Here is a 23,279-nt window from a genome sequence, read left to right as displayed (position 1 = left end):
GGCCGGCTGCCCTCGCGGGCGCGCTGCTCCTCGGCGCGGCGCTGGCCGGATGCGGATGGCGGGGCGACCCCGCGGCGGGCGCGGTCGTCGACGGCCGCGCCGGCGCCTCGCGGCCCGGCGCCTGCTCGTATCCTCGGCGCATGACGTCAGGCACCACCGGCAGCGGCCCGGACCACGTCACGCTCCGCCGGATCCTCGCCCACGACGAGGACGGCGTCCTGCGCCTCCTGATCGCCCCCGCGGGGCAGGACCTCGCGGTCCACGGCGTGATCATCGGCGACGAAGGGGCGGCACGCCCGCACGACGGGCGGATCGTGCTGGCGGCGGGGCTCCCGCCGGACCTGACGGCCGCCCCCGCCGCAGTGCGGGAAGCCGCCCGGCGCGGCGCCGCCGCGGTCGTGCTGCGGGAGGCCGAGGGAGGGACCGTACCGGCCGAGGCCCTGGTGGCCGCCGAGGAGTGCGGCATCGCGCTGCTCGCCCGCGCCGCATGGGCGGACTGGGGCGACACCCTCGCGCTGCTGCGCTCCGCGACCGCCTTCGCATCGGCCGGCCGCGGCGACCCCATGGCGGACTCCGCCGCCGGCGGAGGGCTCTCGGCTCTCGCCTCGGCCACCGCCCGTGACTGCCACGGCTCGATCACGGTGGAGGACACCCAGTTCCGCGTGCTCGCCCACTCCGCGACCGGCCCCGACGCGGACGGGGTGCGCCGGTCCACGATCCTGACCGGCCGGGTCCCCGACCGGCGCGTCGCCGAACTGCGCCGCAGCGGACTGCTGCGCGCCCTGTGGACCTCCGAGGCCGTCATCCACCGGCCCGCCGACGGCGAAAGCCCCGAACGCCTCGTCGTCGCCGTGCGCAGCGGCGGCGAGATGCTGGGATCGCTGTGGGCGGCCGCGGACGGCCGGCGGCTCGCGCCCGGCGCGGCCCAGGTGCTGCGCCGCGCCGCCGCCCTCGCGGTGCCCCACCTGCTGCGGCACCGGCTGCGCGAGAGCGGAACCGCGCGCCGCGAGGCGTACGCCCTGCGCGGGCTGCTGCACGGGGACGGGGACCGGCGCGCCCACCTGTGGTCGCTCGGCCTTCCGTCCGACACCCCGTACGCGGTCGTCGTCGCCGTACGCGGTGATGCCGAGGTCGCGGGGGCCGACCGCACCCTGGAGGTGCTCGCCGCCCAGGCCGCTGCCTCCCGGACCACGGCGCGCATCCTGCGCGAACAGGACCAGGTCGCCGTGCTGCTGCCCGTCACCGACCACGCCGCCGACCGGTGTGAGGCCCTCGCCCTGGCCCGCGAGCTCGACGCGCTGGCGGCCGGCATCCCGGACACGGCACCCGTCTGGATCGGCGCGGGACAGACCGTGCGGTCGGGGCTGGAGGCCTCGCTGTCGTACCGAAGGGCGCTGCTGGTCGTCCGCGCACTGCGCGAGCGGGAGGCCCGAGGGCGCGACCCGCGCCCCGTACGGCACGCGGGTCCCGGTGACGTGGAGACGACGATCGACGCCCTGCGCATGCTCGACGCGGTGCGCCCCGTGTGGGAGGCGGGCGCGGGACCCGTGCACGAGCTGATCCGCGCGGACCTCGCCGCGGGCGGTGACCTGGTGCGTTCCCTCGCGGCCTACCTGGAGACCGCCGGGGACGTCCCGGGGGCCGCCAGACGCCTGATGCTCCACCCGAACACCCTCCGGTACCGGCTGCGGAGGGTCCGTGAGCGCTTCGGCCTCGACCTCGACGACCCCGACACCCGGCTGGTCCTGGCTCTGGCGGTGCGACTGACCGGGGTGATATGAGGGGATTCGGGATGGTGTTCGTCCGGCCGGCCAGAAGACGGGTGCCGCTTCGTCCTGGACGACGAAGACGGGCGAGGGGCGCGGGGAGCAGCCTTTCCCCATCCGGACACACCGCTCGCGCACCCTTCGGCACAGCCCCACCGGAAAGAGTCCCCATGACATCTCCCAGCGACTTCTCCCCGGAACCCGCCGCCCTCTCCCCGGCACAGCGTGTCTCCGCCGTGCTGCGCGGGGCCGTCGACACCGGGCTCATCTCGGAGGGACAGCCGGTCGCCGGCTTTCTCGACACCGAGGGAATCCGCACCTCGGTCGCGAACCTCGACGCCGCCTTCGACCGTGCCCCCGACGTGCTCCACACCTTCGCCGTCAAGGCCGCCTCCCTGGTCCCCGTACTGCGGCTGCTCGCCGGGCTCGGGATGGGCTGCGAGGTGGCGAGCCCGGGAGAGCTGCGCATCGCGCTCGACGCCGGGGTCGCGCCCTCGCGGATCATCCTCGACTCGCCGGCGAAGACGCGGCAGGAGATCAGCGAGGCACTCGCCCTGGGGGTGGCGGTCAACGCCGACAACCTCGACGAACTGCGCCGCATCGACGAACTCCGCCCGGCGCACAGCGCGTCGGTCGTCGGACTGCGCGTCAACCCCCAGGTCGGAGGCGGCTCCATCGGGGCGATGAGCACCGCGACCGCGACATCGAAGTTCGGCGTGGCGCTGCGCGATCCGGGCGCGCGCGAGCGCGTCGTACGCGCCTTCACCGAACGCCCCTGGCTGACCCGCCTCCACGCCCACGTCGGCTCCCAGGGGTGCCCGCTCGAACTCATCGCGGAGGGCATCGCGGAGACGTACCGGCTGGCCGAGGAGATCAACCGGACGCTGGGCCGGCGGCAGATCACCAGCCTCGACATCGGCGGCGGACTGCCCGTCAACTTCGACGACGACGAGACGCGCCCGGCCTTCGCCGACCACACCCGGGCGCTCCTCACGGCCGTCCCGGACCTCTTCGACGGCCGCTACGCCCTCGTCACGGAGTTCGGCCGCTCCCTGCTCGCCAAGAACGGGTTCATCGGTGCACGCGTCGAGTACACCAAGGAAGCCGGCGGCCGGCGCATCGCCGTCACCCACGCGGGAGCGCAGACCGCCACGCGCACCGTCCTGATGCCCGACGCGTGGCCGCTGCGGGTCGGAGCCTTCGACGCCTACGGCGCCCCCCTGACCGGTACGCCGCTGCGCCAGGACATCGCGGGACCGTGCTGCTTCGCGGGTGACGTCGTCGCCCACGGCCGGGAACTGCCGGAACTCGCGGAGGGGGATCTCGTCGTCCTGTACGACACGGGCGCCTACTACTTCTCGACGCACTGGGCGTACAACAGCCTGCCCCGGCCCGGGGTCCACGGCTTCACGGCCGAAGGGAACGGCGGCGTACGGCTGACGACGGTGCGCACACCCCAGACGCTCGACGAGATCGCGGCGGAGAGCGGCCTCGCCCACGCGGACGCGCTGGTCGCCCTCGGTGCTGGGGCCGGGCCTACGGCACCCGCGCGGTCCACTCCTCCGTGGCGAACTTCGTCCGCACCAGCTCCTCGGCCCGGGCCAGTTCCTCCGTCGTGACCGCGCCGGTGGTCAGCCCGTAGCGGTCGCGGAAGGAGGCGATCATGTTCTCGATCACCTGCTCCCGGGCGAGGCCCGTCTGGCGGCGGAGCGGGTCGACGCGCTTCCTGGCGCTGGTGGTGCCCTTGTCCGACATCTTCTCCTTGCCGATGCGGAGGACCTCCAGCATCTTGTCGGCGTCGATGTCGTAGGACATGGTCACGTGGTGCAGGACGGCTCCGGGGCCGCCGTCGGGGCCGACCATGCGCTTCTGGGCGGCGCCCGCGATCTTTCCGGCGTCGGTGGCGATGTCGTTGAGGGGCTGGTACCAGGCCCTGATCCCCATGTCACCCAGCGCGCCCAGGACCCAGTCGTCGAGGTAGGCGTAGCTGTCGGCGAAGGAGAGACCCGAGACCAGTGACTCCGGCACGGACAGCGAGTACGTGATGGTACTCATGGGTTCCACGAACATGGCCCCGCCACCGGAGACGCGCCGGACCACCGACATGCCGTGCTTCGCCACCCCTTCGGGGTCCACCTCGTTCCGCAGCGACTGGAAGCTGCCGATGACCACGGCGGGCGAGGCCCATTCCCAGACGCGCAGCGTGGGGGCCCGCCGCCCGGCGGCCACCTCCGCGGTGAGCACCTCGTCCAGTGCCATGTGCAGGGCCGGGGCCTGCGGCTCCATGTGCACCAGCTGCCAGTCGTGGTCGCCCCACTCGGTCGCACCGGCCACAGCCCGCCGGACGGCGATGCCGATGCCCTCCGCGGTCAGGCCGAGCATGGCGGTCGACTCGGGCAGGGCTGCCGTGATCCGGGCCGCCAGCCCTGCGGCGTCAGTCGAGGAAGGGGCTCCCTCCAGGGCTCCGTTGATCGAGAGGATGGCCTCGTCGGGCTCCAGGAAGAAGTCACCGGCGACCCCGACGTGGCGAAGGACGCCCCCTTCGACGTCCAGGTCCACCACGACCAGCTTGCCGCCGGGCACCTTGTACTCACCATGCACGGCTTCGTTCCTCTCGACGGTTCGGTCCGGTTCCCCATGCTCGCCCGTGCCGAGCGGTTGCGCAGCCCCGCTGCGGCCGGAGCGGGGCCGGAAGGCGTGACGCGGACACGGCGCACCGCCTCACTCCCCGACCTTTCCGGCGGTGATCTGCTCACCACGCGTCGAGTCGACCACGATCGGCACGCCGTCGGGGACCTCCCCGTCGAGATCGTCCAGGAGGTCCTCGAGCGGGGGGAGGTCACCGGGGCCGCGGACGTGCACGTACAGGGTCCTGGACCGTGCGTCGACGCTGGTGACCGTCGCGCCGGGCGTGTGCGCGAGCCATCGCTGCGCGGAGCTCTTGGTCCGTGCGGTCCAGGTGTTCAGCAGCACGGTGGCCACGGTGTTGGCGCCCAGGGGGAGGAGCACCGCGGTGAAGAGGAGACCGAGCATGACGTAGGCGCGGCGTGGCGCCCGCCGGCGGTCCTCGGCGGCCCGGGGGATGACGAGGACGGCGAAGACGACCATGCCCGCGAAGACCAGGGCGAGGAGGTTCGACACGAAGAGCACCAGCGCACCCAAGGCCAGCCACCACGCCGCCTGCCCCGCGCACACGCCGGTCACCACCAGCGGCGGTACCAGGGAGATCGCGATGGCCACTCCGGGCAGGACCGCGGCGACGTCCTTGCGTGCCAAGGCCACCGCGCCGGCGAACCCGGTGGCCAGAGCCGCGATGAGGTCGAGGAGTCCCGGCGAGGTCCGGCCGGAGATCTGGCTGTCGCTCAGCAGGTCGTAGGCGGGCGGCACCACGAGTGAGGCGACCGCGCCCACGAGGATGACCAGCAGACATCCGAGGGCCACGAAGGCGGCTGCCGAGCTGCGGCGCCGCTGTACCGCGCCGAGGGCGATCCCCATGATCGGTGTGGAGAGCGGAGCGATGATCATGGCGCCGATGACGGTGGCGGTGGAGTCGGTCAGGATCCCGCCCGCCGCGATGACCGAGGACAGCGTGAGCATGGTCCAGAAGGCCGACTGCTTGGCCTGGCTGTCTCCCGACGACAGGTCGAGGTCCTGCTGCAGGTCTTCCATGGAGCGGCGTTGACGGTCCGGCAGGACTCTGTCGCGAAGGTGGCCGAGCATGGAGTCAGTATCGGTACGGGAGCGGCGCCGCGACCGCTGGGACACGGCCGGCCGGCCGGTCGGCCGCGCTGCGGGGCGCGCGGAACCGGGCAGGGCGGACGGCCTCCCTGCCCCCGCCTCCCGCCCGGTCGGGCGCGTACGACCGGGGCACGGACGTACGGGAGATGCCGTCAGGACCCCAGGATGCGGGCCTTCTCCGCGGCGAACTCCTCCTCGGTGAGGACACCCTGGGTCCTCAGATCCGCGAGCTGGGTCAGCTGGGCGACGCGGTCCGTACCCGACGCCGGAGCGGCCGGGGGCGGGGCGGGCGCCTGAGCCGGGGGCATCTGCTGGGGCTGGTAGTCCGGCCGGCGCTGCATGTCGCGCCGCTCCACCCGGTTGGACACCGCGGTGGCGGTGCCCGAGATCACCGCGGTACGGGCGATCGTTCCCAGCAGGCCTGGGCGTCCGAATCGTCGTGGCATGGCTGGCCGTCTCCTTCGTCTCTGTTCAGTTGCCGTCGAGTGCGGCGATGGCCTCGACGACGGTGGCCCGTGGGATGCGCTCAAGCAGCACCATCTCGCCCGCGGATCCCCGCACGGCGGCGGCCAGCCGGCCGGCCCAGGTGTTCTCCCAGGCCACGACGAGTGCCGAGGACCGGGGCGCGAGGGTGTCGGACACGGTCCGGAGGTCTTCGTCGCTCAGCAGGTCGAACTGGACGTCCGAGACCTGCTGCAGGGTCTCGGCCACGCCCGGATCCGTGAGCTCCACGACGGTGACCGAGCTGTCGTCCGCCTTGGAGACGAACGCCAGGTCGAGGACGCGCACGGTCGCGTTCTGCTGCAGTTCGCGGAGTGCCGGGACGATCCCTCCGTCGAACCGGTTGCCCTCGAAGGCGATGACGGCGACATCCACCGGGCCGACGGTGTCGGGATTGAGACCACTGGGCACGAGCGGGCCGCCTTCCAGGAAACGTCACAAATGAGGAGATGGTGGCTCACAGCGTGCCGCACGGTGAGCGTCGGACGTGGTTGCCTCGCCGATGGCCCCGGCTTCCCCGATGTCCCCGGCGTCCCCGGCGTCCCCGGCGTCCCCGGCGTCCCCGGCGTCCCTGGCGTCCCCGGCGGCCCGGAGCGGTCGGCTGCCGGGTCCGGGAGGGCGGACCGTGGCGCGGAGTGCCGAGCCATGACTCCGTATACGAACGGGAGCGGATTCCCGGGGGCCCGGCCCGGACGCAGGTCCGAAGTGGGTGGGACCTGGGCGGATGACGCCCCGTCGGTGCCGCTCCGTTATCTGATCGTCAGGTAAATCCTGTCCGCTATGTGGGCAGAGCCCTTGCCTTGCGGACTGTATGCGAAATACGGTCTGCGATATTCCTTGATCACCCCTTGGCGGGAGGTAGGCCCCCGTGCGCCGAAAAGCGGTCGCCCTGGTGGCGGTTCTGTTGGTGTCCCTCACCTCGGGCTGCGCGTCGTTGCAGTCCTCGGCGACCCGCGTCGGTGGTGTGCGCATGACCGATGACCGGTCCGTACGCGACGGCGGGACACTCACCGTCGCCCTCAACTCGGATCCGGACAAACTGGATCCCAGCCTCGCCCAGACCCTCGTGGGCCGCACGGTCTTCGCGGGCATGTGCGAGAAGCTCTACGACATCGACGAGGACGGCACCCTCGTGCCGCAGCTCGCCGCGTCGCTCCCCACCACCTCGGCCGACGGCCGTACGGTCACGATCCAGGTGCGCCCCGGGCTGAAGTTCAGCGACGGGACCCGGATGGACGCCGAGGCCGTCGTCACCTCGCTGCTGCGCCACCGGGACCTGCCCGGATCCGCGCGCGGCACCGAGCTGGCCCCGGTCAGCGAGGCCGAGGCCACCGGACCGCTCACGGTCCGCCTGACGCTCGACCACGCGTACGTCCCGCTCACCGGCGTGCTCGCCGACCGGGCCGGGATGGTGATGTCGCCGGCCGCGCTCAAGAAGTACGGGAAGAACTTCACGAACCACCCCTCCTGCGTCGGCCCCTTCCGCTTCGTGGAGCGCGTCGGCGGCGACCGGATCGTGCTCCGGAAGGACCCCAACTACTACGACGCCGGCAAGGTCCACCTGGACGGCGTGGTCTACAAGCCGATACCCGACGGCAACGTCAGGCTCGCCAACCTGCGCTCCGGAGACCTCCAGGTCGGCGACCAGATGGCGCCCGTCGACGTACAGAGCGCACTGACCGAGCCGAAGCTCCAGCTCTTCAACTCGCCCTCGCTCGGCTACCAGGGCATCGGGATCAACGTCGGCAACGTCAAGGGCCTCGGACAGAAGCCCGGGAAGATCGACACGCCGCTCGGCCGGGACGCCCGCGTCCGCGAGGCCTTCGAGCTGGCCATCGACCGCGACCTGCTCAACGAGGTCGTCTTCCAGGGCATGTACGAGCCGGCCTGCGGCCCCATCTCCCCGCAGTCCGCCATCGCCCCCGGACCCGCGCCGGAGGACTGCCCCCGGCGTGACGTCGACCGGGCGAGGAAGCTGCTGAAGGAGGCCGGGGTGAAGACGCCGGTGAAGATCGAGCTGAAGACGTCCACCACCCCGGAGCAGGGGCGGGTCGGCCAGGTGCTCCAGGCCATGGTCAAGGAGGCCGGCTTCGAGCTGTCGCTGCGCCCCACCGAGTACGCGACCATGCTCGCGGAGACCGACGGCGGCGACTACGACGTCTTCACCAGCGGCTGGTCCGGCCGGCTCGACCCGGACGGCAACGTCTCCAACTTCCTCAAGACCGCCGGCGCGATGAACGCCTACGGCCTCGGGGATCCGGCGATCGACAAGCTGATCGCCGACGGCCGCAGCGCCGCGGACCCCGACCGGCGCACCCGGATCTACGACGAACTCACCCGGCGCGTCCAGGACGCCCACGCGCTGATCTACCTCTACCGACAGAAGAACTACGTCGTCGCCGGCGAGGACGTCGCCGGCATCCACGTCTACGGCGACGGACTGGTCCGGGTCAAGAACGCGGGGTACACCCGATGACGAAGTACCTGCTGACGCGGATGCGTCAGTCCCTCATCACACTCTTCCTCGTCAGCGTCGTCGTCTTCGCCGGCATCCGGGCGCTGCCCGGCGACCCGGCGCTCGCGCTGGCCGGTGAGGAGCGCAGCCCCGAGGCCCTCGCCGCGATCCGTGAGAGCTACGGGCTGAACGACAACGTGGTCGTCCAGTACGCACGGTTCATCGGGCACGCCCTCACCGGCGACCTGGGCACCTCCTCCCGTACCGGCCTCCCCGTGGCCGACGCGATCGGACAGGCCCTGCCCGTCACCCTGGAGCTGGCCGCCCTCTCCCTGCTCCTCGCGATCGTCGTCGGCATCGGCGCCGGTGTGGTCGCCGCCGTGCGGCGCGGGAAGCCGGAGGAGTGGCTCGCCAACGCCATCGCGCTGATCGGCCTCTCCATCCCGACCTTCTGGCTCGGCATCGTGCTCGTCCTCGGATTCGCCATCGCGATCCCGGTGTTCGCCGCATCCGGATACGTGCCCTTCGGCACCGACCCCGTCGACAACCTGCGCCGCATGGTGCTGCCCGCCATCGTGCTCGGCTCCGGCCTGGCCGCCGTCGTGATGCGGCAGACCCGGGCCGCGATGCTCGACTCGCTCTCGGCCGACTACGTACGGACCGCCCGGGCCAAGGGCCTGTCCAGGGGCTCCGTCATCGGCGGGCACGCGCTGCGCAACTCGCTGGTCACCGTCGTGACCGTGCTCGGCCTCCAGTTGGGACACCTGATCTCCGGCGCCGTCGTCACGGAGCAGATCTTCGTCCTCCCCGGCTTCGGCAAGCTCACCATCGACGCCGTCTTCACCCGCGACTACGCGACACTCCAGGCCGTGGTGCTCTGCACCTCCGCCGCCTACATCCTCATCAACCTGCTGGTCGACGTGGTCTATTCGGTCATCGACCCGCGCATCCGGCTCGGAGGTGCCCGGTGACCACCGCGACCACAGCGCTCCCCACCCCACCCGCGACGAGCAGGCGGAAATCCGGCGGCGGCAGACTGCGCGCCCTGCGCGGGAACCGGCTCGCGCTCACCGGCGGGATCATCGCCGCCGTCTTCGTCCTCGCCGCCCTGCTCGCACCGCTCATCGCCCCGTACGACCCGGCGCAGCCGGACTTCGGGAACGTGCTGGCAGAGCCCAGTGCCGCGCACTGGCTCGGTACGGACGACCTCGGCCGCGACCAGCTCTCCCGCATCGTCCACGGCGCCCGCGCGTCCATGCAGGTGGGCCTCGTCGCCGTCGTGCTGGCCTTCCTCGTCGGCGTACCGCTGGGGCTGCTCGCCGGGTACTACGGCCGGTTCGCCGACACCGCCGTCTCCCGTCTCACCGACACCATGCTGGCGTTCCCGTTCCTGGTGCTCGCCGTGGGACTGGCCGCGATCCTCGGTCCGTCGCTCACCAACGCGACCATCGCGATCGGCATCTCGCAGATCCCGGCCGTCATCCGGATCACCCGGGCCGAGACGCTGCGGCTCAAGCACGTCGACTACGTCGCCGCCGCCGTCGCCAACGGGGGCGGCGACGGCACCGTCCTCTTCCGGCACATCCTGCCCAACGCCACCTCCGCGCTGATCGTCCAGGCGACCGTGGGCATCCCCGCCGCGATCATCGGCGAGGCGCTGCTGAGCTTCCTCGGCCTCGGCGTCCAGCCGCCGAACCCCTCGCTCGGTGTGATGCTCTCCGGCGCCCAGTCCTTCCTGGCGCCCGCGCCCTGGCTCGCCGTCTTCCCCGGCCTCGCGATCGTCGCGGCGACGCTGGCCTTCAACCTGCTCGGCGACGGCCTGCGTGACGTCCTGGACCCCCGAGGAGCCACCCGATGACCGAGACCGTCCTCGAACCCGTACGGAAGACGTCGGCCGAACCCGCGCTCAGCGTGCGCGACCTGTCGGTCTCCTTCCACTCCGACACCCGCACCGTGCACGCCGTGGACGGGGTCTCCTACGACCTGGCGCCGGGCGAAGTGCTCGCCGTCGTGGGGGAGTCGGGGTGCGGCAAGTCCGTCACCTCGATGGCGGCCATGGGCCTGCTCCCGGCGACCGCCCGGATCGGCGGCTCGATCAGGCTGGGCGGGAAGGAACTGGTCGGCGCGTCCGAGAAGGAGTTCCAGCAGGTCCGCGGCAAGGACATCGCGATGATCTTCCAGGAGCCGATGACCTCGCTGAACCCCGTCCTCACCGTCGGCCGCCAGATAGGCGAGGTGCTCCGCAGGCACCAGGGTCTGAGCCGCAAGGATGCCAGGGCGCGCGCGGTCGAGCTCCTCGAGCTCGTCGGCATCCCCGCGCCCGCCCGGCGCGTCGAGGAGTACCCGCATCAGCTCTCCGGCGGCATGCGGCAGCGGGTCATGATCGCCATCGCGGTGGCCTGCGACCCGGCCGTCCTCATCGCCGACGAACCGACGACCGCGCTGGACGTCACCGTCCAGGCGGGCATCCTCGAAGTCCTCCAGTCCCTGCGCGAACGCCTCGGCACCGCCATCGTCCTGGTCACCCACGACCTCGGTGTCGTCGCCGACGCGGCCGACCGGGTGCTCGTCATGTACGCCGGCCGGGCGGTCGAACAGGCCCCGGTGCACGATCTCTTCGCCTCCGGCCGCCACCCGTACACCCGTGGCCTGCTCGGTGCCGTGCTGCGGCCCGGCGGCGAGGGGAAACGGCGGCTGCCCGAGATCCCGGGCCTGGTACCCAGCCTGGACAGCCAGCCCGACGCCTGTACGTTCGCGCCGCGATGCTCCCGTGCCGACGACACCTGCGCGGGCAGCCGCCCCGGCTTCCGCGCCATCGACCGGGAGGCCGGAGCAGACGCTCCGCACCGGGCCGCCTGCTGGCACCCGTACGCGGAAGGCGAGGCCGACGGCCCGTACCCGCCGGACGGTGCCGGGGCCGCGCCGGCCACAGCTGGCGAAACCACCGATTCCCCCGAGCAGCCCGAGCAGCCCGAGCAGCCCGAGGACACCGAGGCGCGACCCGACCAGGAGGCCGGAAAGTGACCACCGCACAGGCCGTCCCCGCCCCGCGCGAGGCCGACGGCACGGAGGACGCCACGCACCCCCCGGTGCTGGAGATCAGCGGCATGGAACGGCACTTCGGTGCCTCCGGCGGCGGGACCGTCCGGGCCGTCGACGGTGTCTCGATCACCATCGGCCGCGGCGAGGTCGTCGGACTCGTCGGCGAGTCGGGCAGCGGCAAGTCGACCGTCGGCAGGTGCGCGGTGCGCCTCGACGAGCCCACCGCCGGCACCGTCCACATCAACGGCACCGACGTCAGCCACCTCTCCCGCCGCGCGCTGCGCCCCCTGCGCAAGGACTTCCACCTGGTCTTCCAGGACCCCTCGTCCTCGCTCGACCCGCGGATGACCGTCGGCCAGATCATCGCCGAGCCCATCCGGCTCCACGGCCGTGCCCGCGGAGCGGCCGTACGGGAGCGGGTCGAGCAGCTGCTCGGCCAGGTCGGCCTGCGCCCCGAGCACGCCGACCGGCACCCCCACGAGCTCTCCGGCGGGCAGCGCCAGCGGATCTCGATCGCCCGCGCCCTGTCCTGCGACCCCGACCTCGTCGTCGCCGACGAACCGACCTCGGCGCTCGACGTCTCGGTCCAGGCGTCCGTGCTCAACCTGATGGCCGACCTGCAGCGCGACCGGGGCTTCGGCTGCCTGTTCATCACCCACGACCTGGCGGCCGTCGAATTCCTCGCCGACCGGATCGCCGTGATGTACCTCGGACAGATCGTCGAACAGGCCCCGACCGCGGAGCTGTTCGCCGCCCCGAAGCACCCCTACACCCAGGCTCTGCTCTCCGCGGCCCCGGTCCCCGACCCGGTGGCCCAGCGCTCCCGCGAACGCATCGTCCTGCACGGCGAGCTGCCCAGCCCCCTCGATCCTCCGGCAGGCTGCCGCTTCCACACCCGCTGCCCGCTCGCCGTCGACCGCTGCAGGACCGAGATCCCCGCACTGCGGGAGATCCCCGGCGGGCGGCAGGTCTCCTGCCACCTCGTCACCGACGACGGCACCGCACCCGACGCGGCCGCCTGACCCGCCCGTACAGGGCCCCGTCGCCCGTACGTACGATCCGCGAACGCACCCACCCCCGCCTTCAGCACGCCGCAGCAAGGAGCCGTACCGTGTTCACCACCCGCCCCACCCTCCAGGGCACCTTCGGCATGGTGTCGTCGACCCACTGGCTCGCCTCGCAGTCCGCGATGGCCGTCCTGGAGGACGGAGGCAACGCCTACGACGCGGCTGTGGCCGCCGGATTCGTCCTGCACGTCGTCGAGCCGCACCTCAACGGCCCGGCCGGCGAGGTCCCGATGATCCTCGCGCCCAAGGACGGCGAGGTGCAGGTGCTGTGCGGCCAGGGACCCGCCCCCGCGGGCGCCTCCGCCGCGCACTACCGCTCACTCGGACTCGACCTGGTCCCCGGCACGGGACCGCTCGCGGCCGCCGTACCGGGCGCCTTCGACGCCTGGATGCTCCTGCTGCGCGACCACGGCACCAAGACCCTCGCGGAGGTCCTGCGCTACGCCGTCGGCTACGCCGAGGACGGCCACGCCCCCGTCGAGCGCGTCGGGCAGACCGTGGAGACCGTCCGCGAACTCTTCGAGACCGAGTGGCCGACCTCCGCCGAGGTCTACCTCCCCGGCGGCACGGCGCCCGAACCGGGCAAGCTCTTCCGCAACCCGGCCCTCGCCGCCACCTGGCGCCGGCTGGTGGCGGAGGCCGAGGAGACGGGCGGTCAGGACCGTGTCGCCCAGATCGACGCCGCCCGCGCCGTCTGGCGCACCGGCTTCATCGCCGAGGCCCTGGTCCGCCAGGCGGCCGTCCCCACCATGGACACCAGCGGGACCCGCCACACCGGCACCCTCACCGCCGCCGACCTGGCCGGCTGGTCCGCGACGTACGAGGCGCCCGCCACCTACGACTGGAACGGCTGGACACTCGCGAAGGCCGCGGGATGGAGCCAGGGCCCGGCCTTCCTCCAGCAGCTCGCCCTCCTCCCGGACGAGCTCCCGGCGTACGGCTCCGCGGACTACGTCCACCTGCTCATCGAGGGCTGCAAGCTCGCGATGGCCGACCGAGAGGCCTGGTACGGCGACGCCACCGGCGTGCCGCTCGACGCCCTGCTCTCCCGGCCGTACAACGACGAGCGCCGCGCCCTGATCAAGGACACCGCCTCCCTGGAGCTGCGCCCCGGCAGCCCCGAGGGCCGCACCCCGGCTCTCAGCGCGCACGCCCACGCCGTGGGCTCCGGCGAGCCCGGCTTCGACGCCATGGGCATACCCGCGGCCGGAGCGGGCGAGCCGACGGTGGCCAAGGACGGTGCGACCCGCGGGGACACCTGCCACCTCGACATCGTCGACCGCTGGGGCAACATGGTCGCCGCCACCCCCAGCGGTGGCTGGCTCCAGTCCAACCCGGTCGTGCCCGAACTGGGCTTCCCGCTAGGCACCCGCCTGCAGATGGCCTGGCTCGACGAGGGCCTGCCGAACACCCTGACCCCGGGCCGCCGTCCACGCACCACGCTCACCCCCTCCCTCGCCCTGCGCGACGGTGTCCCCGTGATGGCGTTCGGCACGCCCGGAGGCGACCAGCAGGACCAGTGGCAGCTGCACTTCTTCCTCGCCGTCGCACTGCGTGACGAGGTGCGCGGCGGCCTCGACCTCCAGGGCGCCATCGACGCCCCGAACTGGCACAACGACAGCTTCCCCGGCTCGTTCTTCCCGCGCGGGATGCGCCCGGGCAGCGTCACCGTCGAGGAGCGAATGGACCCGGAGGTGGTCGGGGAGCTGCGCCGCCGAGGCCACGACGTCACCGTCGGGGACCCGTGGTCCGAGGGCCGCCTCTGCGCGGTCGCCAGGGACCCGGAGACCGGTGTGCTGTCCGCCGCCGCCAACCCGCGCGGGATGCAGGGGTACGCCGTCGGCCGCTGACCACCTGCCCGGAGCGCACCCGGCGGACCGTGCTTAGCTGGAGTCATGATCGATGACTTTCTGTACGGGACCGCCGGGGCGACGGCCGAGGTGGAGGCGGTGGTCCGGGCAGCGGCCGCCGCCGAGATCCTGCCGCGCTACCGGCAGCTGGCCGCGCACGAGATCGTCGAGAAGAGCGGGCCGCACGACCTGGTCACGGCGGCGGACCGGCTGGCCGAGGAGCACCTGGCCCGGTCCCTGACGCGGCTGCTCCCCGGCTCCGTCGTCGTCGGAGAGGAGTCCGTCCACGCCGACCCCTCGGTCTACGACGCACTCGGTGGCGACGCCCCCGTGTGGATCGTCGATCCGGTCGACGGCACCCGCCAGTTCGTCCACGGCGAGCCGGGCTTCTGCACCCTGGTGGCCCTCGCCCGGCACGGCGAGGTGTACGCCTCATGGACGTACGCCCCCGTCCTGGACGAGATGGCAGTCGCGGTGCGGGGCCGGGGAGCCACGCTCAACGGCAGGCCCGTGCGCAGCGGTTCGCCCTCGCCCGGTGCCGTGCTCAAGGTGGCCATGTCCCACCCCGACTACACCTCCGACGCCCAGAAGCGCGCCCTGCTCGGCCTCCGTACCGACGGCATCGACGCCCGCGCGTGCGGTTCGGCCGGTCTCGAGTACCTCGCCGTCGCGTGCGGCGCGCAGGACGCGGTCGCCTTCAACTGGGAGCTCGCCTGGGACCACGCGGCGGGGCTGCTCCTCGTCACCGAGGCGGGGGGCACCGAGTCGACGCTCTCCGGTGTGCCGTACCGCATCACCGGCGGGAACGACCTGCCGTTCACCGCGGCCAGGGACCGGGCGACGGCGGACCGTGTCCTCCGGGCGCTGAGGGGCGGCCCGGACGCCGGTTGATCAGCCTGCCTCCAGCACGGCCTCGACGTCGCGGACGACGCCTGCCGCCGTCTCCACAGCGGACGCGTCCAGGCCGCGCAGGGCGGCGGAGATCCGGTCCGCGAAGTCCGCCGGCGTGTCAGGCAGGGCGGCCGCCGAGGCGAGCGCGCCCTTCTCGTTGAGGCACCAGGCGCGGTGGTGGGCGTGCAGTGCCTGGGCGAGGACCCCGAAGGCCTTCGACAGGCAGAGGGCGACATGGAGCGTGTCCCCGGACGGGGCCGACTTGCGGGCCGAGGCCACGGAGAAGCCCGCCTCCCACACCGCACCGGTCAGGGCGCGGCGCAGCGGCTCGGGGTAGACGCGCGTCGCCTCCTGAAGAGGCGCCAGCACACCGCGCGGATCCTGGAGGATCCGCGCGAGGGCGACCTCGCCCACGTAGCAGGGGGACCAGAAGCCCAGCGGGTGACCGGGCTGGACCCCCACCTCGAAGCGGCCCTCCCGGCAGTCCGACCACACGGACTCCACCCGGTCCAGATCACGCAGGATCCAGTCGACGGCCACGCCGTCCACCGTCAGCCACGCCCCTCCGTTCACCCAGGGGCCCCAGCCGCCGGGGCCCGCCACCTCGACCGGCGCCCCCTGGGCCTCGGACGCCAGGGCGGTGAGCGCCGCCAGGTCCGGGGTGCCGCGGTAGTAGAGGCCCAGATCCCAGTCGGAGTCCGGGCGGTGCGTGCCGCGGGCCCGGCTTCCGCCCAGGACGACGGCCTCCATACCGGACACCCGGGCGAGCCGGGAGGCCATCGCGGCGACAGCGGGGGTGGGTTCGCACGTGGGGTTCATCGGGCGTGAGGCTACCCGGAGGACCGTTGCCGGTGCGCGTGAATATCCTGGGTACCCCGGCCACCGGCTGACAAAGGAGTCCGAAGGTGCCATCGATGCTTGACGCCGTCGTCGTGGGGGCCGGCCCCAACGGGCTGACGGCCGCGGCCGAGCTGGCCCGTCGCGGATTCGCCGTAGAGGTGTTCGAGGCGGGGGAGACCGTCGGGGGAGGTGCCCGGACCGAGGAGCTGACCCTTCCCGGCTTCCGCCACGACCCGTGTTCCGCCGTGCACCCGCTGGGCATCGGATCCCCGGCCTTCAGAGCGATGCCGCTCGCCCGGCACGGCCTCGAATGGCTCCAGGCGCCGCTGTCCCTCGCCCACCCGTTCCCGGACGGCTCCGCGGCGGTGCTCACCCGGTCCGTCGGGGAGAGCGCCATGTCGCTGGGCTCCGCGGATGCGGGCGCCTACCGCAGACTCGTCGCCCCCTTCACCGGCCACTGGGACACCCTCGCCGCCGACTTCCTGCGCACCCCCTGGGACGGCCTGCCCCGGGACCCGTACCGCTGGGCGCGGTTCGGACTCGACGCGGTGCAGCCCGCCACCCTGCTCTCCCGGCGGTTCCAGGGAGCGAAGGCACGCGCCCTGATCGCCGGTCTCGCCGGGCACGCCATCGCCCCGGCGAGCGGCTTCGCCACCGGAGGGATCGCCCTGCTCTTCGCGCTCGCGGCGCACGAGAACGGCTGGCCCGTGCCACGCGGTGGTTCGCAGGCGATCTCGGACGCCCTCGCCTCCTTCCTGCGTGAGCAGGGCGGTGTGATCCGCACCGGCATCGAGGTCAGGCGTCTCGACGAACTCCCGCCGGCCCGCGCCTACGTCTTCGACACCTCGCCGACCGCGCTCGCCCGGATCGCCGGTCTCGGCGACGCCTACGGCAGCTACCGCTACGGCCCCTCCTGCTTCAAGATCGACTACGCGTTGTCGGGCCCCGTGCCCTGGACGGCGCAGGAGGCCCGGCGGGCGGGCACGGTCCACATCGGCCCCACCGCCGCCGAGATCGACGCGTCCCTCCGCGCCGCGGTGGCGGGCCGCGACCCGAGCGTCCCCTTCCTGATCACCGCGCAGCCCAGCGTCGTCGATCCGAGCCGCGCCCCCGAAGGCCGCCACGTCTTCTGGGTGTACGGGCACGTCCCGGCCGGCTGGGAGGGCGACGCCACCGAGGTCATCGAGCGCCAACTGGAGCGCTTCGCCCCGGGGTTCCGCGATCTCGTCCTGGCCCGCGCCGTCGCGGGACCGCCCGGGCTCGCCGCCCGGAACGCCAACTACGTCGGCGGTGACATCGCCACCGGGGCGTTCGCCGGACTCCAGACGGTGCTCCGGCCCAAGCTGGCCCGCGTGCCGTACGCCACCGCGCACCCCGCGGTCTTCCTCTGTTCCTCGGCCACCCCGCCCGGTCCGGGCGTGCACGGCATGTCGGGACACCACGCCGCGAAGGCGGTGTGGCGGCGGCTGAGAGCGCGGTGAGAGGTGGGGAGTCCGGACGGCGGGGCCCGCACCGCCCTACGCCCGCCGGGCGAGCGGGCGAAGGTGCCGGCGCCGGCGAGTACCACGGCGGCGGCGTCCGGCTCGACCCGCGGACAGGTATGTCCGGCTCCTCGCTCCGGCCCCTGCCGAGGTTCCTGTGCCTGCCGTGCCGTGTGCGGTCCTCAGGCGGTGGAGCGCTGCACGAAGGCCAGAGCGGTGGCCGCGACCTCGCGCCAGCCGCTGTCGATCGTCAGCGCGTGCCCACGGCCGGCCAGTTCAGTGATCTCGGTGACGGCGGACGCGTTGCGCAGCTGCTTCTTGTACGAGGCGTTGGCGATGGCCCAGGGAACGGTGTTGTCCTTCTCCCCGGAGATGATCAGCAGTGGTCCTCGCCCGGGGTGGGTCGTGTCGACCTTCACCTCGGTCCAGGGGTTGATGTTCGCGACGGCTGCCTGGAAGAGCGGCTCCCCGGGGGCCGGGACTGCGAAGGTCTCGTACAGCTCCTCGGCCTCCTCCTCGCTGACCGCGTTGGCGAAGGCGAACCGGAACTGGTCGTAGGTCAGGGGGACGGCCCGGTGGAAGTTGGCAGGGTTGGAGAGCACGGGCCGGGCGGCACGCAGGGAGGAGACCGGCAGGGGAAGCACCCCACGGAAGGGCGCCGGATCGATGGCCACGGTCGCTGCCGACAGGCCTCGGCCCGCGATCATCTGCGCTATGAGACCACCGAAGGAATGCCCGATCACCACGGGTCTGCGGTCCAGTGCGCCGATCAACCCGGCGACATGGTCAGCGACTTGTGCGACGCTCTTGCCCGCGAGGACCTCGGGGTGGGCGTTGGCCTCGGCGACCGTCCCAGGGTCGTCCGGCCAGCCGGCCGCCAGCGGAGCGAAGCCGGCCTCTTCGAAGACGGTGGCCCACCGGTCCCAGCTGCTGGGCAGCAGCCACAGGCCGTGCACGAAGACCACCGGGGTGCGGCCGGTGGCATTGATCTGCTCGACGCGTTCGAGGTCGCGCGATGCGGGCATGGCGTAGGTCCGTTCCATAGGTGAAGGTCGGAGTGGTGGAAGCTCGCACTTCCCCCTGTGCGGCGTCCAGGGCTCACGCTAGGGACGAGCGGCTCCCCAGGGGTGACTGATCGCGCACAGGTCTGTCCTGGTGGTGCGCACACATGGCTCTCCACCCCGAGCCGCACGCGGACTTCGGGGATGCGGGATCCGATGGCCGATAATGCGACTTCTCAGGGTTGGGGGAGCGACATGCTGCTGTTGGACACGAATGCCGTGCCTCGCGCCGATCGCGTGGAGGCGTTCCGTCACGCGCTGACCCACGCGTCCGTCCCCAACCACATCGCCCACGAGGAGCCGGAGACGGGGATCGAGGCACGAATGCACCTGTGGCGGGTCGGTGCGCTCGACCTGTTCACGTCCCACAACACCGGGTTCACGCTGACGCGTACCGCCCGGCACGTGCGGCAGGAGAGCCGGCCGATCGTGGCCGTCGCGTTGCAGAGCCGAGGGTGCGCTCGCGCCGAGATCGACGGTGAACAGGGGATCGTCGGCCCGGACGGCATCTGCCTGTTCAACGAGATGACACCGCGCGCGTTCGGATGGACGGGGCAGGGGGCGTCCCAGGCCCTGCTGATCGACTTCGACCGGCTGGGTCTGCCGATGGACGCCCTGCGCAACACCACCTTCCGGCTGAGGACGAGCCCGCTGCACGACCTGGTCCTGCACCATGTGAAAGCCCTGTGGCGGGACCCGGACGGATTCGCCGCCGACCCCGGCGCCCCGGCCCTGGCGAACGGAACCATCGAACTGGTGCGGGCCCTGCTGGTGTCGGCCTCGCACGACGGTGGGCCACTCACCCGGGAGATCATGGACGACACGCTCCTCACCCGGATGCTGGCGTACGCGCGCCGCCACCTCGCCGACCAGGGACTCGGCGCGGAACGGATCGCCGCCGAGCACCACATATCGGTGCGTCACCTCTACGAGGTCTTCCGGCGTGCGGGGATCAGCCTGGAGCAGTGGGTCATATCCGAGCGGCTGGAAGGGGCGCGGAACATGCTCGCCTCTCCGGGACCTGGCCGCCCCACCGTCGCCGCCGTCGCCCGGAGGTGGGGATTCGTGAACGCGGGCCATTTCACCCGCAGGTTCCGGACGGCCTACGGCCTGACCCCCGGTGAATGGCGCAGGTCGAACAGCTGACGGGCGACGGCAAGCCCGTGCCCGCGTGTCCGGACCGGTGCCGTCCCGCTCGACGGGTCAGCCACCCGTGCTGCTCCGGTTCCTCGACTGCCGCCACTCGCGGGGCGACAGGCCGTAGGCCTCCTTGAAGACCCGGCTGAAGTGGCTCGCGCTGGTGAAGCCCCAGCGATGGGCGATGGCCGCGACGGTCACCGATCTGTTCCTGGGGCGGGCGAGGTCCTTCCGGCACTGTTCGAGGCGGTTGACCCGGAGCCAGTCGCCGAGACCGATCCCCGACCGGGCCAGGATCGTGTAGAGATAACGCACCGATATGTGGTGGGCGCGGGCGATACGGGCCGCGCTCAGGTCGTGCTCGGCGAGATGGGCGCGCATGTACTGCGTGATCCGGTACTGCAGGGTGGACTCGAGCGGTTCCTGAGCGAGACGCGAGTCACCGGTACAGGTGGCGAGCACCGCCCGCAGCAGGTCGACGCCGGGCTGTTCCACGGCTCCGGTCTGCAGGGCGTCCATCCGCAGCCGGGTGTCGGCAAGGCGCGCGAAGTACGTCGACGCGAGATCGGCGACCGGGTGGTCCCGGCTCAGGCACACCGCCGTGACCTTGCTCAGGGCGGAGGCCGGCAGCGCCAGCTCCTGGCGGGGGATTCGGAAGTAGTACTGGTCGATCCCGCCCTCGTTCACCAGTGTGTACGGCTCGGTGGTGTCGTAGACCGCGAGGTCACCAGGGTGCAGCACCGCTTCCCGGCCGCCCTGCACCACCATGCTCGATCCGGAGACCTGAAGGCTGAGGAAGACGCTCGGTTCGAGGTCGTCGCGTACCAGTGCCGGCGTACGCCGGATGACGGTCGCGTTGGATCTCACCGAGCAGACGCTCATGGCTCCGACGTCGCTGATCGTGCCGACCGCCCGGATCCGCTCCTGCTGCGGATGGTGCTGGATGTCCACACGGACGACGCGATCCCAGATGAGGTCGCGTATGACCTCGGCCCTGTCGGCCGGTGGTATGCGGGTCGTGTCGAACGTGATGCTCATGTGTCCCCCTGGCCGGTGCCGTCGGCGGACCGCCGGCACCGGACGACTCCCTCCGTGAACCCTTACGGAAGCGCAGGTTAGCCAGGGAGCATCCCCTGGCTGAAGGCCTCCCGCACTGAGGGAGACGTCCTCCGCACGTTCGGAACAGAGCTCGCGCGGGAGAGGAACCGCTAGAGCGCCCCAGGCCCCCGCTCGCCCGTGCGGACCCGCACGGCCGTCTCCACGGGGAGTGCCCAGACCTTGCCGTCGCCGATCTTGCCGGTGCGGGCGGCGCGGACCACCGCCTCGATGACGGGCTCCGCGTCGGCGTCCTCGACGAGCACCTCTATCCGGATCTTGGGCACGAGGTCCACCCGGTACTCGGCGCCCCGGTACACCTCGGTGTGCCCGTGCTGGCGTCCGTATCCGCTGGCCTCCGTGACCGTCAGCCCGTTCACCCCGAGGTCCTGCAGAGCGGTCTTCACCTCGTCGAGGCGGTGCGGCTTCACGACCGCGGTGATGAGCTTCATGGGGCGGTGCTCCTGTTCTGGGACTGAATGGCCGGGTGGCCGGGGGACTGCGTGGCGGCATGGCCCAGGCCGCCGTGATCGTAGGCGCTCTCCGCGTGCACCGTCTGGTCCAGGCCCGTGAGCTCCTCCTCCTCGGAGGCCCGCACACCCATCAGCCGGTCGATCGCCTTGCCGATCCCGTACGTCACCAGGAACGTGTACGCGGCGACGGCGGCCACGGCGACGGCTTGCCGGACGAGCTGGCCCGCCCCGCCGCCGTAGAGGAGGCCCTCCGCGCCACCGGTCATCGTGGCCGTCGCGAACAGCCCGATGAGCAGTGTGCCGACGACACCTCCCACGAAGTGCACGCCGACCACGTCCAGGGAGTCGTCGTAGGCGAACCGGAACTTCCACGCGACGGCGTACGAGCAGACGACGCCGGCGACGAGGCCGACGACCGCCGCGCCGAGGACGCCGACGGTCCCGCAGGCGGGGGTGATCGCGACCAGGCCCGCGACCGCGCCGGAGGCCGCGCCGAAGGTGGTCGGGTGGCCGTCCCGTTTCTGTTCGACGAAGAGCCAGCCGAGCAGGCCGGTGCATCCGGCGACCAGGGTGTTGAGGACGGAGGCCGCGGCCAGACCGTTGGCGCCGAGCGCCGAGCCGCCGTTGAAGCCGAGCCAGCCGAACCAGAGGAGGCCGGCGCCGAGCACCACCATCGGCAGGTTGTGCGGCCGCATCGCGTCCTTCCTGAAGCCGATGCGGGGGCCGATGACCAGAGCGAGGGCGAGGCCGGACGCCCCGCACGTGATCTCCACGACCAGGCCGCCGGCGAAGTCCAGGGCGCCGAGCGAGTCCTTGATCCAGCCGCCGGGACCCCATACCCAGTGGGCGACGGGAACGTATACGAGCAGGGTCCACACCGGCACGAAGACCAGCCATGCCGCGAACTTCATGCGGTCCGCGATCGCTCCGCTGACCAGCGCCGCGGTGAGGATCGCGAAGGTGAGCTGGAAGGTGGTGAACAGCAGGGTGGGGACGCTGCCGGTGAGGTCGTCGGGACCGATGCCGACCATGCCCACCTGGTCCAGCCCGCCGATGAGACCGGCGAAGGTGTCGTCGCCGAAGGCCAGCGAGTAACCCGCGGCCAGCCAGACGACGGTGACCAGCGCGATCGACACGAAGCTCATCATCAGCATGTTCAGGACGCTCTTCGTGCGGACCATCCCGCCGTAGAACAGGGCCAGGCCCGGCGTCATCAGCAGCACGAGGGCGGTGGCGGCGAGGAGCCAGGCGGTGTCGCCGGTGTCGAGGCCTTCCGAGGCCAGGGTCACGGGGGTCAAGAGAGAGGTCCCTCCTCGGGGCGGCGTGGGGTCCGGCCCGAAGAGGGTTGCGGGCGTGCGTTTCGCGGAGGACGCCGTCGCGTTTCCGGCATGTTTCATTGCGTGAAGGTGACCGAATCCTCACACGCGGGCGGCGTTCCGGCCCCGGGCTCACCACGTCCGTGCCATCCCGACGAAGTCGGACGTCGTTCGGGGCGGGCGGGCGGGCGGATTCGGGTGACCCGGCGCGCTCGCGGCGGTCCCTCCGGGCGCGGGTGGCGGTGTCGCCGGGCAGGGCGGGGGAGCAGGACGGAAGGAACCTGATGCCCGGGCCGTGGCAGGGAACGTCAACAGCTGCTGGAAGCAGCGGACATGAGTCCCGGAACGACGCCCGGGCGGCGATACGATCACGCATCACGCCCGCGCCGGGAGCCCGTCCGGCAGCGAAATGGAGACGTCCGTGCCCCTTGTGATCCTGAGTGACCCCGATGCCGTCATCGCCCGGCTGCGCACCCCCTCCCAGGAGTGGGTGGAGGCCTGCACGGGCCTGTCGGAGACGCTGTTCCCCGACGCCGCCATCGACCAGGCCGGCTACGAGGCCAAGG

General features: G+C 72.5%; 20 protein-coding genes. 11 read left to right on the top strand and 9 right to left on the bottom strand.

Features of this window, described 5'->3' with window-relative positions; all coding sequences use genetic code 11:
- Positions 1-140 precede the first annotated feature (140 nt).
- Together ACIRJR_RS17590 and ACIRJR_RS17585 are read left to right on the top strand one after the other, a co-directional pair.
- Positions 141-1,781 carry a helix-turn-helix domain-containing protein gene (locus ACIRJR_RS17590; protein ID WP_403780908.1) on the top strand — a complete coding sequence of 547 codons (1,641 nt, stop codon included), beginning with the start codon at positions 141-143 and terminating at the stop codon, positions 1,779-1,781.
- A gap of 155 nt (positions 1,782-1,936) precedes the next feature.
- Positions 1,937-3,385, top strand: coding sequence for a diaminopimelate decarboxylase (locus tag ACIRJR_RS17585; protein WP_403780905.1), 1,449 nt, complete (start codon positions 1,937-1,939; stop codon positions 3,383-3,385).
- Here the strand turns inward: ACIRJR_RS17585 and ACIRJR_RS17580 are convergent.
- The 4 genes from ACIRJR_RS17580 to ACIRJR_RS17565 form a co-directional block, all read right to left on the bottom strand.
- Positions 3,303-4,367 carry a biotin/lipoate A/B protein ligase family protein gene (locus ACIRJR_RS17580; protein ID WP_403780902.1) on the bottom strand — a complete coding sequence of 355 codons (1,065 nt, stop codon included), beginning with the start codon at positions 4,365-4,367 and terminating at the stop codon, positions 3,303-3,305. The two genes, ACIRJR_RS17585 and ACIRJR_RS17580, sit on opposite strands and share 83 nt — an antisense overlap.
- A 120-nt stretch (positions 4,368-4,487) precedes the next feature.
- Complete coding sequence (locus ACIRJR_RS17575; RefSeq protein ID WP_403780899.1) at positions 4,488-5,486, bottom strand: DUF389 domain-containing protein; 999 nt, start codon at positions 5,484-5,486, stop codon at positions 4,488-4,490.
- 170 nt (positions 5,487-5,656) lie between these two features.
- Entirely contained in the window at positions 5,657-5,950 is a 294-nt protein-coding gene (locus ACIRJR_RS17570) for an SHOCT domain-containing protein (protein ID WP_403780896.1), read from the bottom strand.
- 25 nt (positions 5,951-5,975) lie between these two features.
- Positions 5,976-6,416 (bottom strand): DUF6325 family protein, encoded by a 441-nt coding sequence (locus tag ACIRJR_RS17565; RefSeq protein WP_403780893.1) that lies wholly within the window; start codon positions 6,414-6,416, stop codon positions 5,976-5,978.
- 457 nt (positions 6,417-6,873) lie between these two features.
- Between ACIRJR_RS17565 and ACIRJR_RS17560 the strand changes: the two genes are divergently transcribed.
- From ACIRJR_RS17560 to ACIRJR_RS17530, 7 genes are all read left to right on the top strand, one after another.
- The gene (locus ACIRJR_RS17560; protein WP_403780890.1) at positions 6,874-8,481 is read left to right on the top strand and encodes an ABC transporter substrate-binding protein; all 1,608 of its coding nucleotides are present in this window, start codon (positions 6,874-6,876) and stop codon (positions 8,479-8,481) included.
- A complete protein-coding gene (locus tag ACIRJR_RS17555; RefSeq protein ID WP_403780888.1) occupies positions 8,478-9,431 on the top strand; it encodes an ABC transporter permease in 954 nt (317 codons plus the stop codon). Before ACIRJR_RS17560 ends, ACIRJR_RS17555 begins: the two co-directional genes overlap by 4 nt.
- Positions 9,428-10,318, top strand: a complete 891-nt coding sequence (locus ACIRJR_RS17550) for an ABC transporter permease (RefSeq protein ID WP_403780885.1) — start codon at positions 9,428-9,430, stop codon at positions 10,316-10,318. The genes ACIRJR_RS17555 and ACIRJR_RS17550 overlap by 4 nt, the downstream gene beginning before the upstream one ends.
- Positions 10,315-11,484, top strand: coding sequence for an ABC transporter ATP-binding protein (locus tag ACIRJR_RS17545; RefSeq protein WP_403780882.1), 1,170 nt, complete (start codon positions 10,315-10,317; stop codon positions 11,482-11,484). Before ACIRJR_RS17550 ends, ACIRJR_RS17545 begins: the two co-directional genes overlap by 4 nt.
- A gap of 83 nt (positions 11,485-11,567) precedes the next feature.
- Complete coding sequence (locus tag ACIRJR_RS17540; protein ID WP_403781913.1) at positions 11,568-12,524, top strand: ABC transporter ATP-binding protein; 957 nt, start codon at positions 11,568-11,570, stop codon at positions 12,522-12,524.
- A gap of 89 nt (positions 12,525-12,613) precedes the next feature.
- A complete protein-coding gene (locus tag ACIRJR_RS17535; protein WP_403780879.1) occupies positions 12,614-14,419 on the top strand; it encodes a gamma-glutamyltransferase family protein in 1,806 nt (601 codons plus the stop codon).
- Positions 14,420-14,464: 45 nt separating this feature from the next.
- Positions 14,465-15,310, top strand: coding sequence for an inositol monophosphatase family protein (locus ACIRJR_RS17530; RefSeq protein ID WP_403780876.1), 846 nt, complete (start codon positions 14,465-14,467; stop codon positions 15,308-15,310).
- On the opposite strand, the gene ACIRJR_RS17525 is transcribed toward ACIRJR_RS17530, so the two are convergent.
- Positions 15,311-16,129, bottom strand: a complete 819-nt coding sequence (locus ACIRJR_RS17525; protein ID WP_403780873.1) for a nucleotidyltransferase domain-containing protein — start codon at positions 16,127-16,129, stop codon at positions 15,311-15,313.
- An 86-nt stretch (positions 16,130-16,215) separates the two neighbouring features.
- On the opposite strand from ACIRJR_RS17525, the gene ACIRJR_RS17520 reads away from it, so the two are divergent.
- Entirely contained in the window at positions 16,216-17,631 is a 1,416-nt protein-coding gene (locus ACIRJR_RS17520) for a phytoene desaturase family protein (protein WP_403780869.1), read from the top strand.
- Positions 17,632-17,813: 182 nt separating this feature from the next.
- On the opposite strand, the gene ACIRJR_RS17515 is transcribed toward ACIRJR_RS17520, so the two are convergent.
- A complete protein-coding gene (locus ACIRJR_RS17515) occupies positions 17,814-18,656 on the bottom strand; it encodes an alpha/beta hydrolase (RefSeq protein ID WP_403780866.1) in 843 nt (280 codons plus the stop codon).
- 231 nt (positions 18,657-18,887) lie between these two features.
- Between ACIRJR_RS17515 and ACIRJR_RS17510 the strand changes: the two genes are divergently transcribed.
- Positions 18,888-19,838: an AraC family transcriptional regulator gene (locus ACIRJR_RS17510; protein ID WP_403780863.1), complete on the top strand. Its 951-nt coding sequence runs from the start codon at positions 18,888-18,890 to the stop codon at positions 19,836-19,838.
- Positions 19,839-19,895: 57 nt separating this feature from the next.
- On the opposite strand, the gene ACIRJR_RS17505 is transcribed toward ACIRJR_RS17510, so the two are convergent.
- The 3 genes from ACIRJR_RS17505 to ACIRJR_RS17495 all read right to left on the bottom strand — a co-directional run bounded on the left by ACIRJR_RS17505 (position 19,896) and on the right by ACIRJR_RS17495 (position 22,695).
- Complete coding sequence (locus ACIRJR_RS17505; protein ID WP_403780860.1) at positions 19,896-20,867, bottom strand: helix-turn-helix domain-containing protein; 972 nt, start codon at positions 20,865-20,867, stop codon at positions 19,896-19,898.
- A 170-nt stretch (positions 20,868-21,037) separates the two neighbouring features.
- Positions 21,038-21,376 (bottom strand): P-II family nitrogen regulator, encoded by a 339-nt coding sequence (locus ACIRJR_RS17500; protein WP_403780857.1) that lies wholly within the window; start codon positions 21,374-21,376, stop codon positions 21,038-21,040.
- Entirely contained in the window at positions 21,373-22,695 is a 1,323-nt protein-coding gene (locus ACIRJR_RS17495) for an ammonium transporter (protein WP_403780854.1), read from the bottom strand. The genes ACIRJR_RS17500 and ACIRJR_RS17495 overlap by 4 nt, the downstream gene beginning before the upstream one ends.
- Between the last annotated feature and the right edge of the window lie 584 nt (positions 22,696-23,279).

The sequence above is a fragment of the Streptomyces sp. NPDC102402 genome (genome assembly GCF_044765765.1).
Lineage (GTDB): Bacteria > Actinomycetota > Actinomycetes > Streptomycetales > Streptomycetaceae > Streptomyces.
This window is presented reverse-complemented; position numbering and strand designations above follow the sequence as displayed.

Coding starts and splice junctions, on each gene's coding strand:
- ACIRJR_RS17590 (WP_403780908.1), top strand. CDS start 141: ATGACGTCAGGCACCACCGGCAGCGGCCCGGACCACGTCACGCTCCGC.
- ACIRJR_RS17585 (WP_403780905.1), top strand. CDS start 1,937: ATGACATCTCCCAGCGACTTCTCCCCGGAACCCGCCGCCCTCTCCCCG.
- ACIRJR_RS17575 (WP_403780899.1), bottom strand. CDS start 5,486: ATGCTCGGCCACCTTCGCGACAGAGTCCTGCCGGACCGTCAACGCCGC.
- ACIRJR_RS17570 (WP_403780896.1), bottom strand. CDS start 5,950: ATGCCACGACGATTCGGACGCCCAGGCCTGCTGGGAACGATCGCCCGT.
- ACIRJR_RS17555 (WP_403780888.1), top strand. CDS start 8,478: ATGACGAAGTACCTGCTGACGCGGATGCGTCAGTCCCTCATCACACTC.
- ACIRJR_RS17545 (WP_403780882.1), top strand. CDS start 10,315: ATGACCGAGACCGTCCTCGAACCCGTACGGAAGACGTCGGCCGAACCC.
- ACIRJR_RS17540 (WP_403781913.1), top strand. CDS start 11,568: ATGGAACGGCACTTCGGTGCCTCCGGCGGCGGGACCGTCCGGGCCGTC.
- ACIRJR_RS17530 (WP_403780876.1), top strand. CDS start 14,465: ATGATCGATGACTTTCTGTACGGGACCGCCGGGGCGACGGCCGAGGTG.
- ACIRJR_RS17525 (WP_403780873.1), bottom strand. CDS start 16,129: ATGAACCCCACGTGCGAACCCACCCCCGCTGTCGCCGCGATGGCCTCC.
- ACIRJR_RS17515 (WP_403780866.1), bottom strand. CDS start 18,656: ATGCCCGCATCGCGCGACCTCGAACGCGTCGAGCAGATCAATGCCACC.
- ACIRJR_RS17510 (WP_403780863.1), top strand. CDS start 18,888: ATGCTGCTGTTGGACACGAATGCCGTGCCTCGCGCCGATCGCGTGGAG.
- ACIRJR_RS17505 (WP_403780860.1), bottom strand. CDS start 20,867: ATGAGCATCACGTTCGACACGACCCGCATACCACCGGCCGACAGGGCC.
- ACIRJR_RS17500 (WP_403780857.1), bottom strand. CDS start 21,376: ATGAAGCTCATCACCGCGGTCGTGAAGCCGCACCGCCTCGACGAGGTG.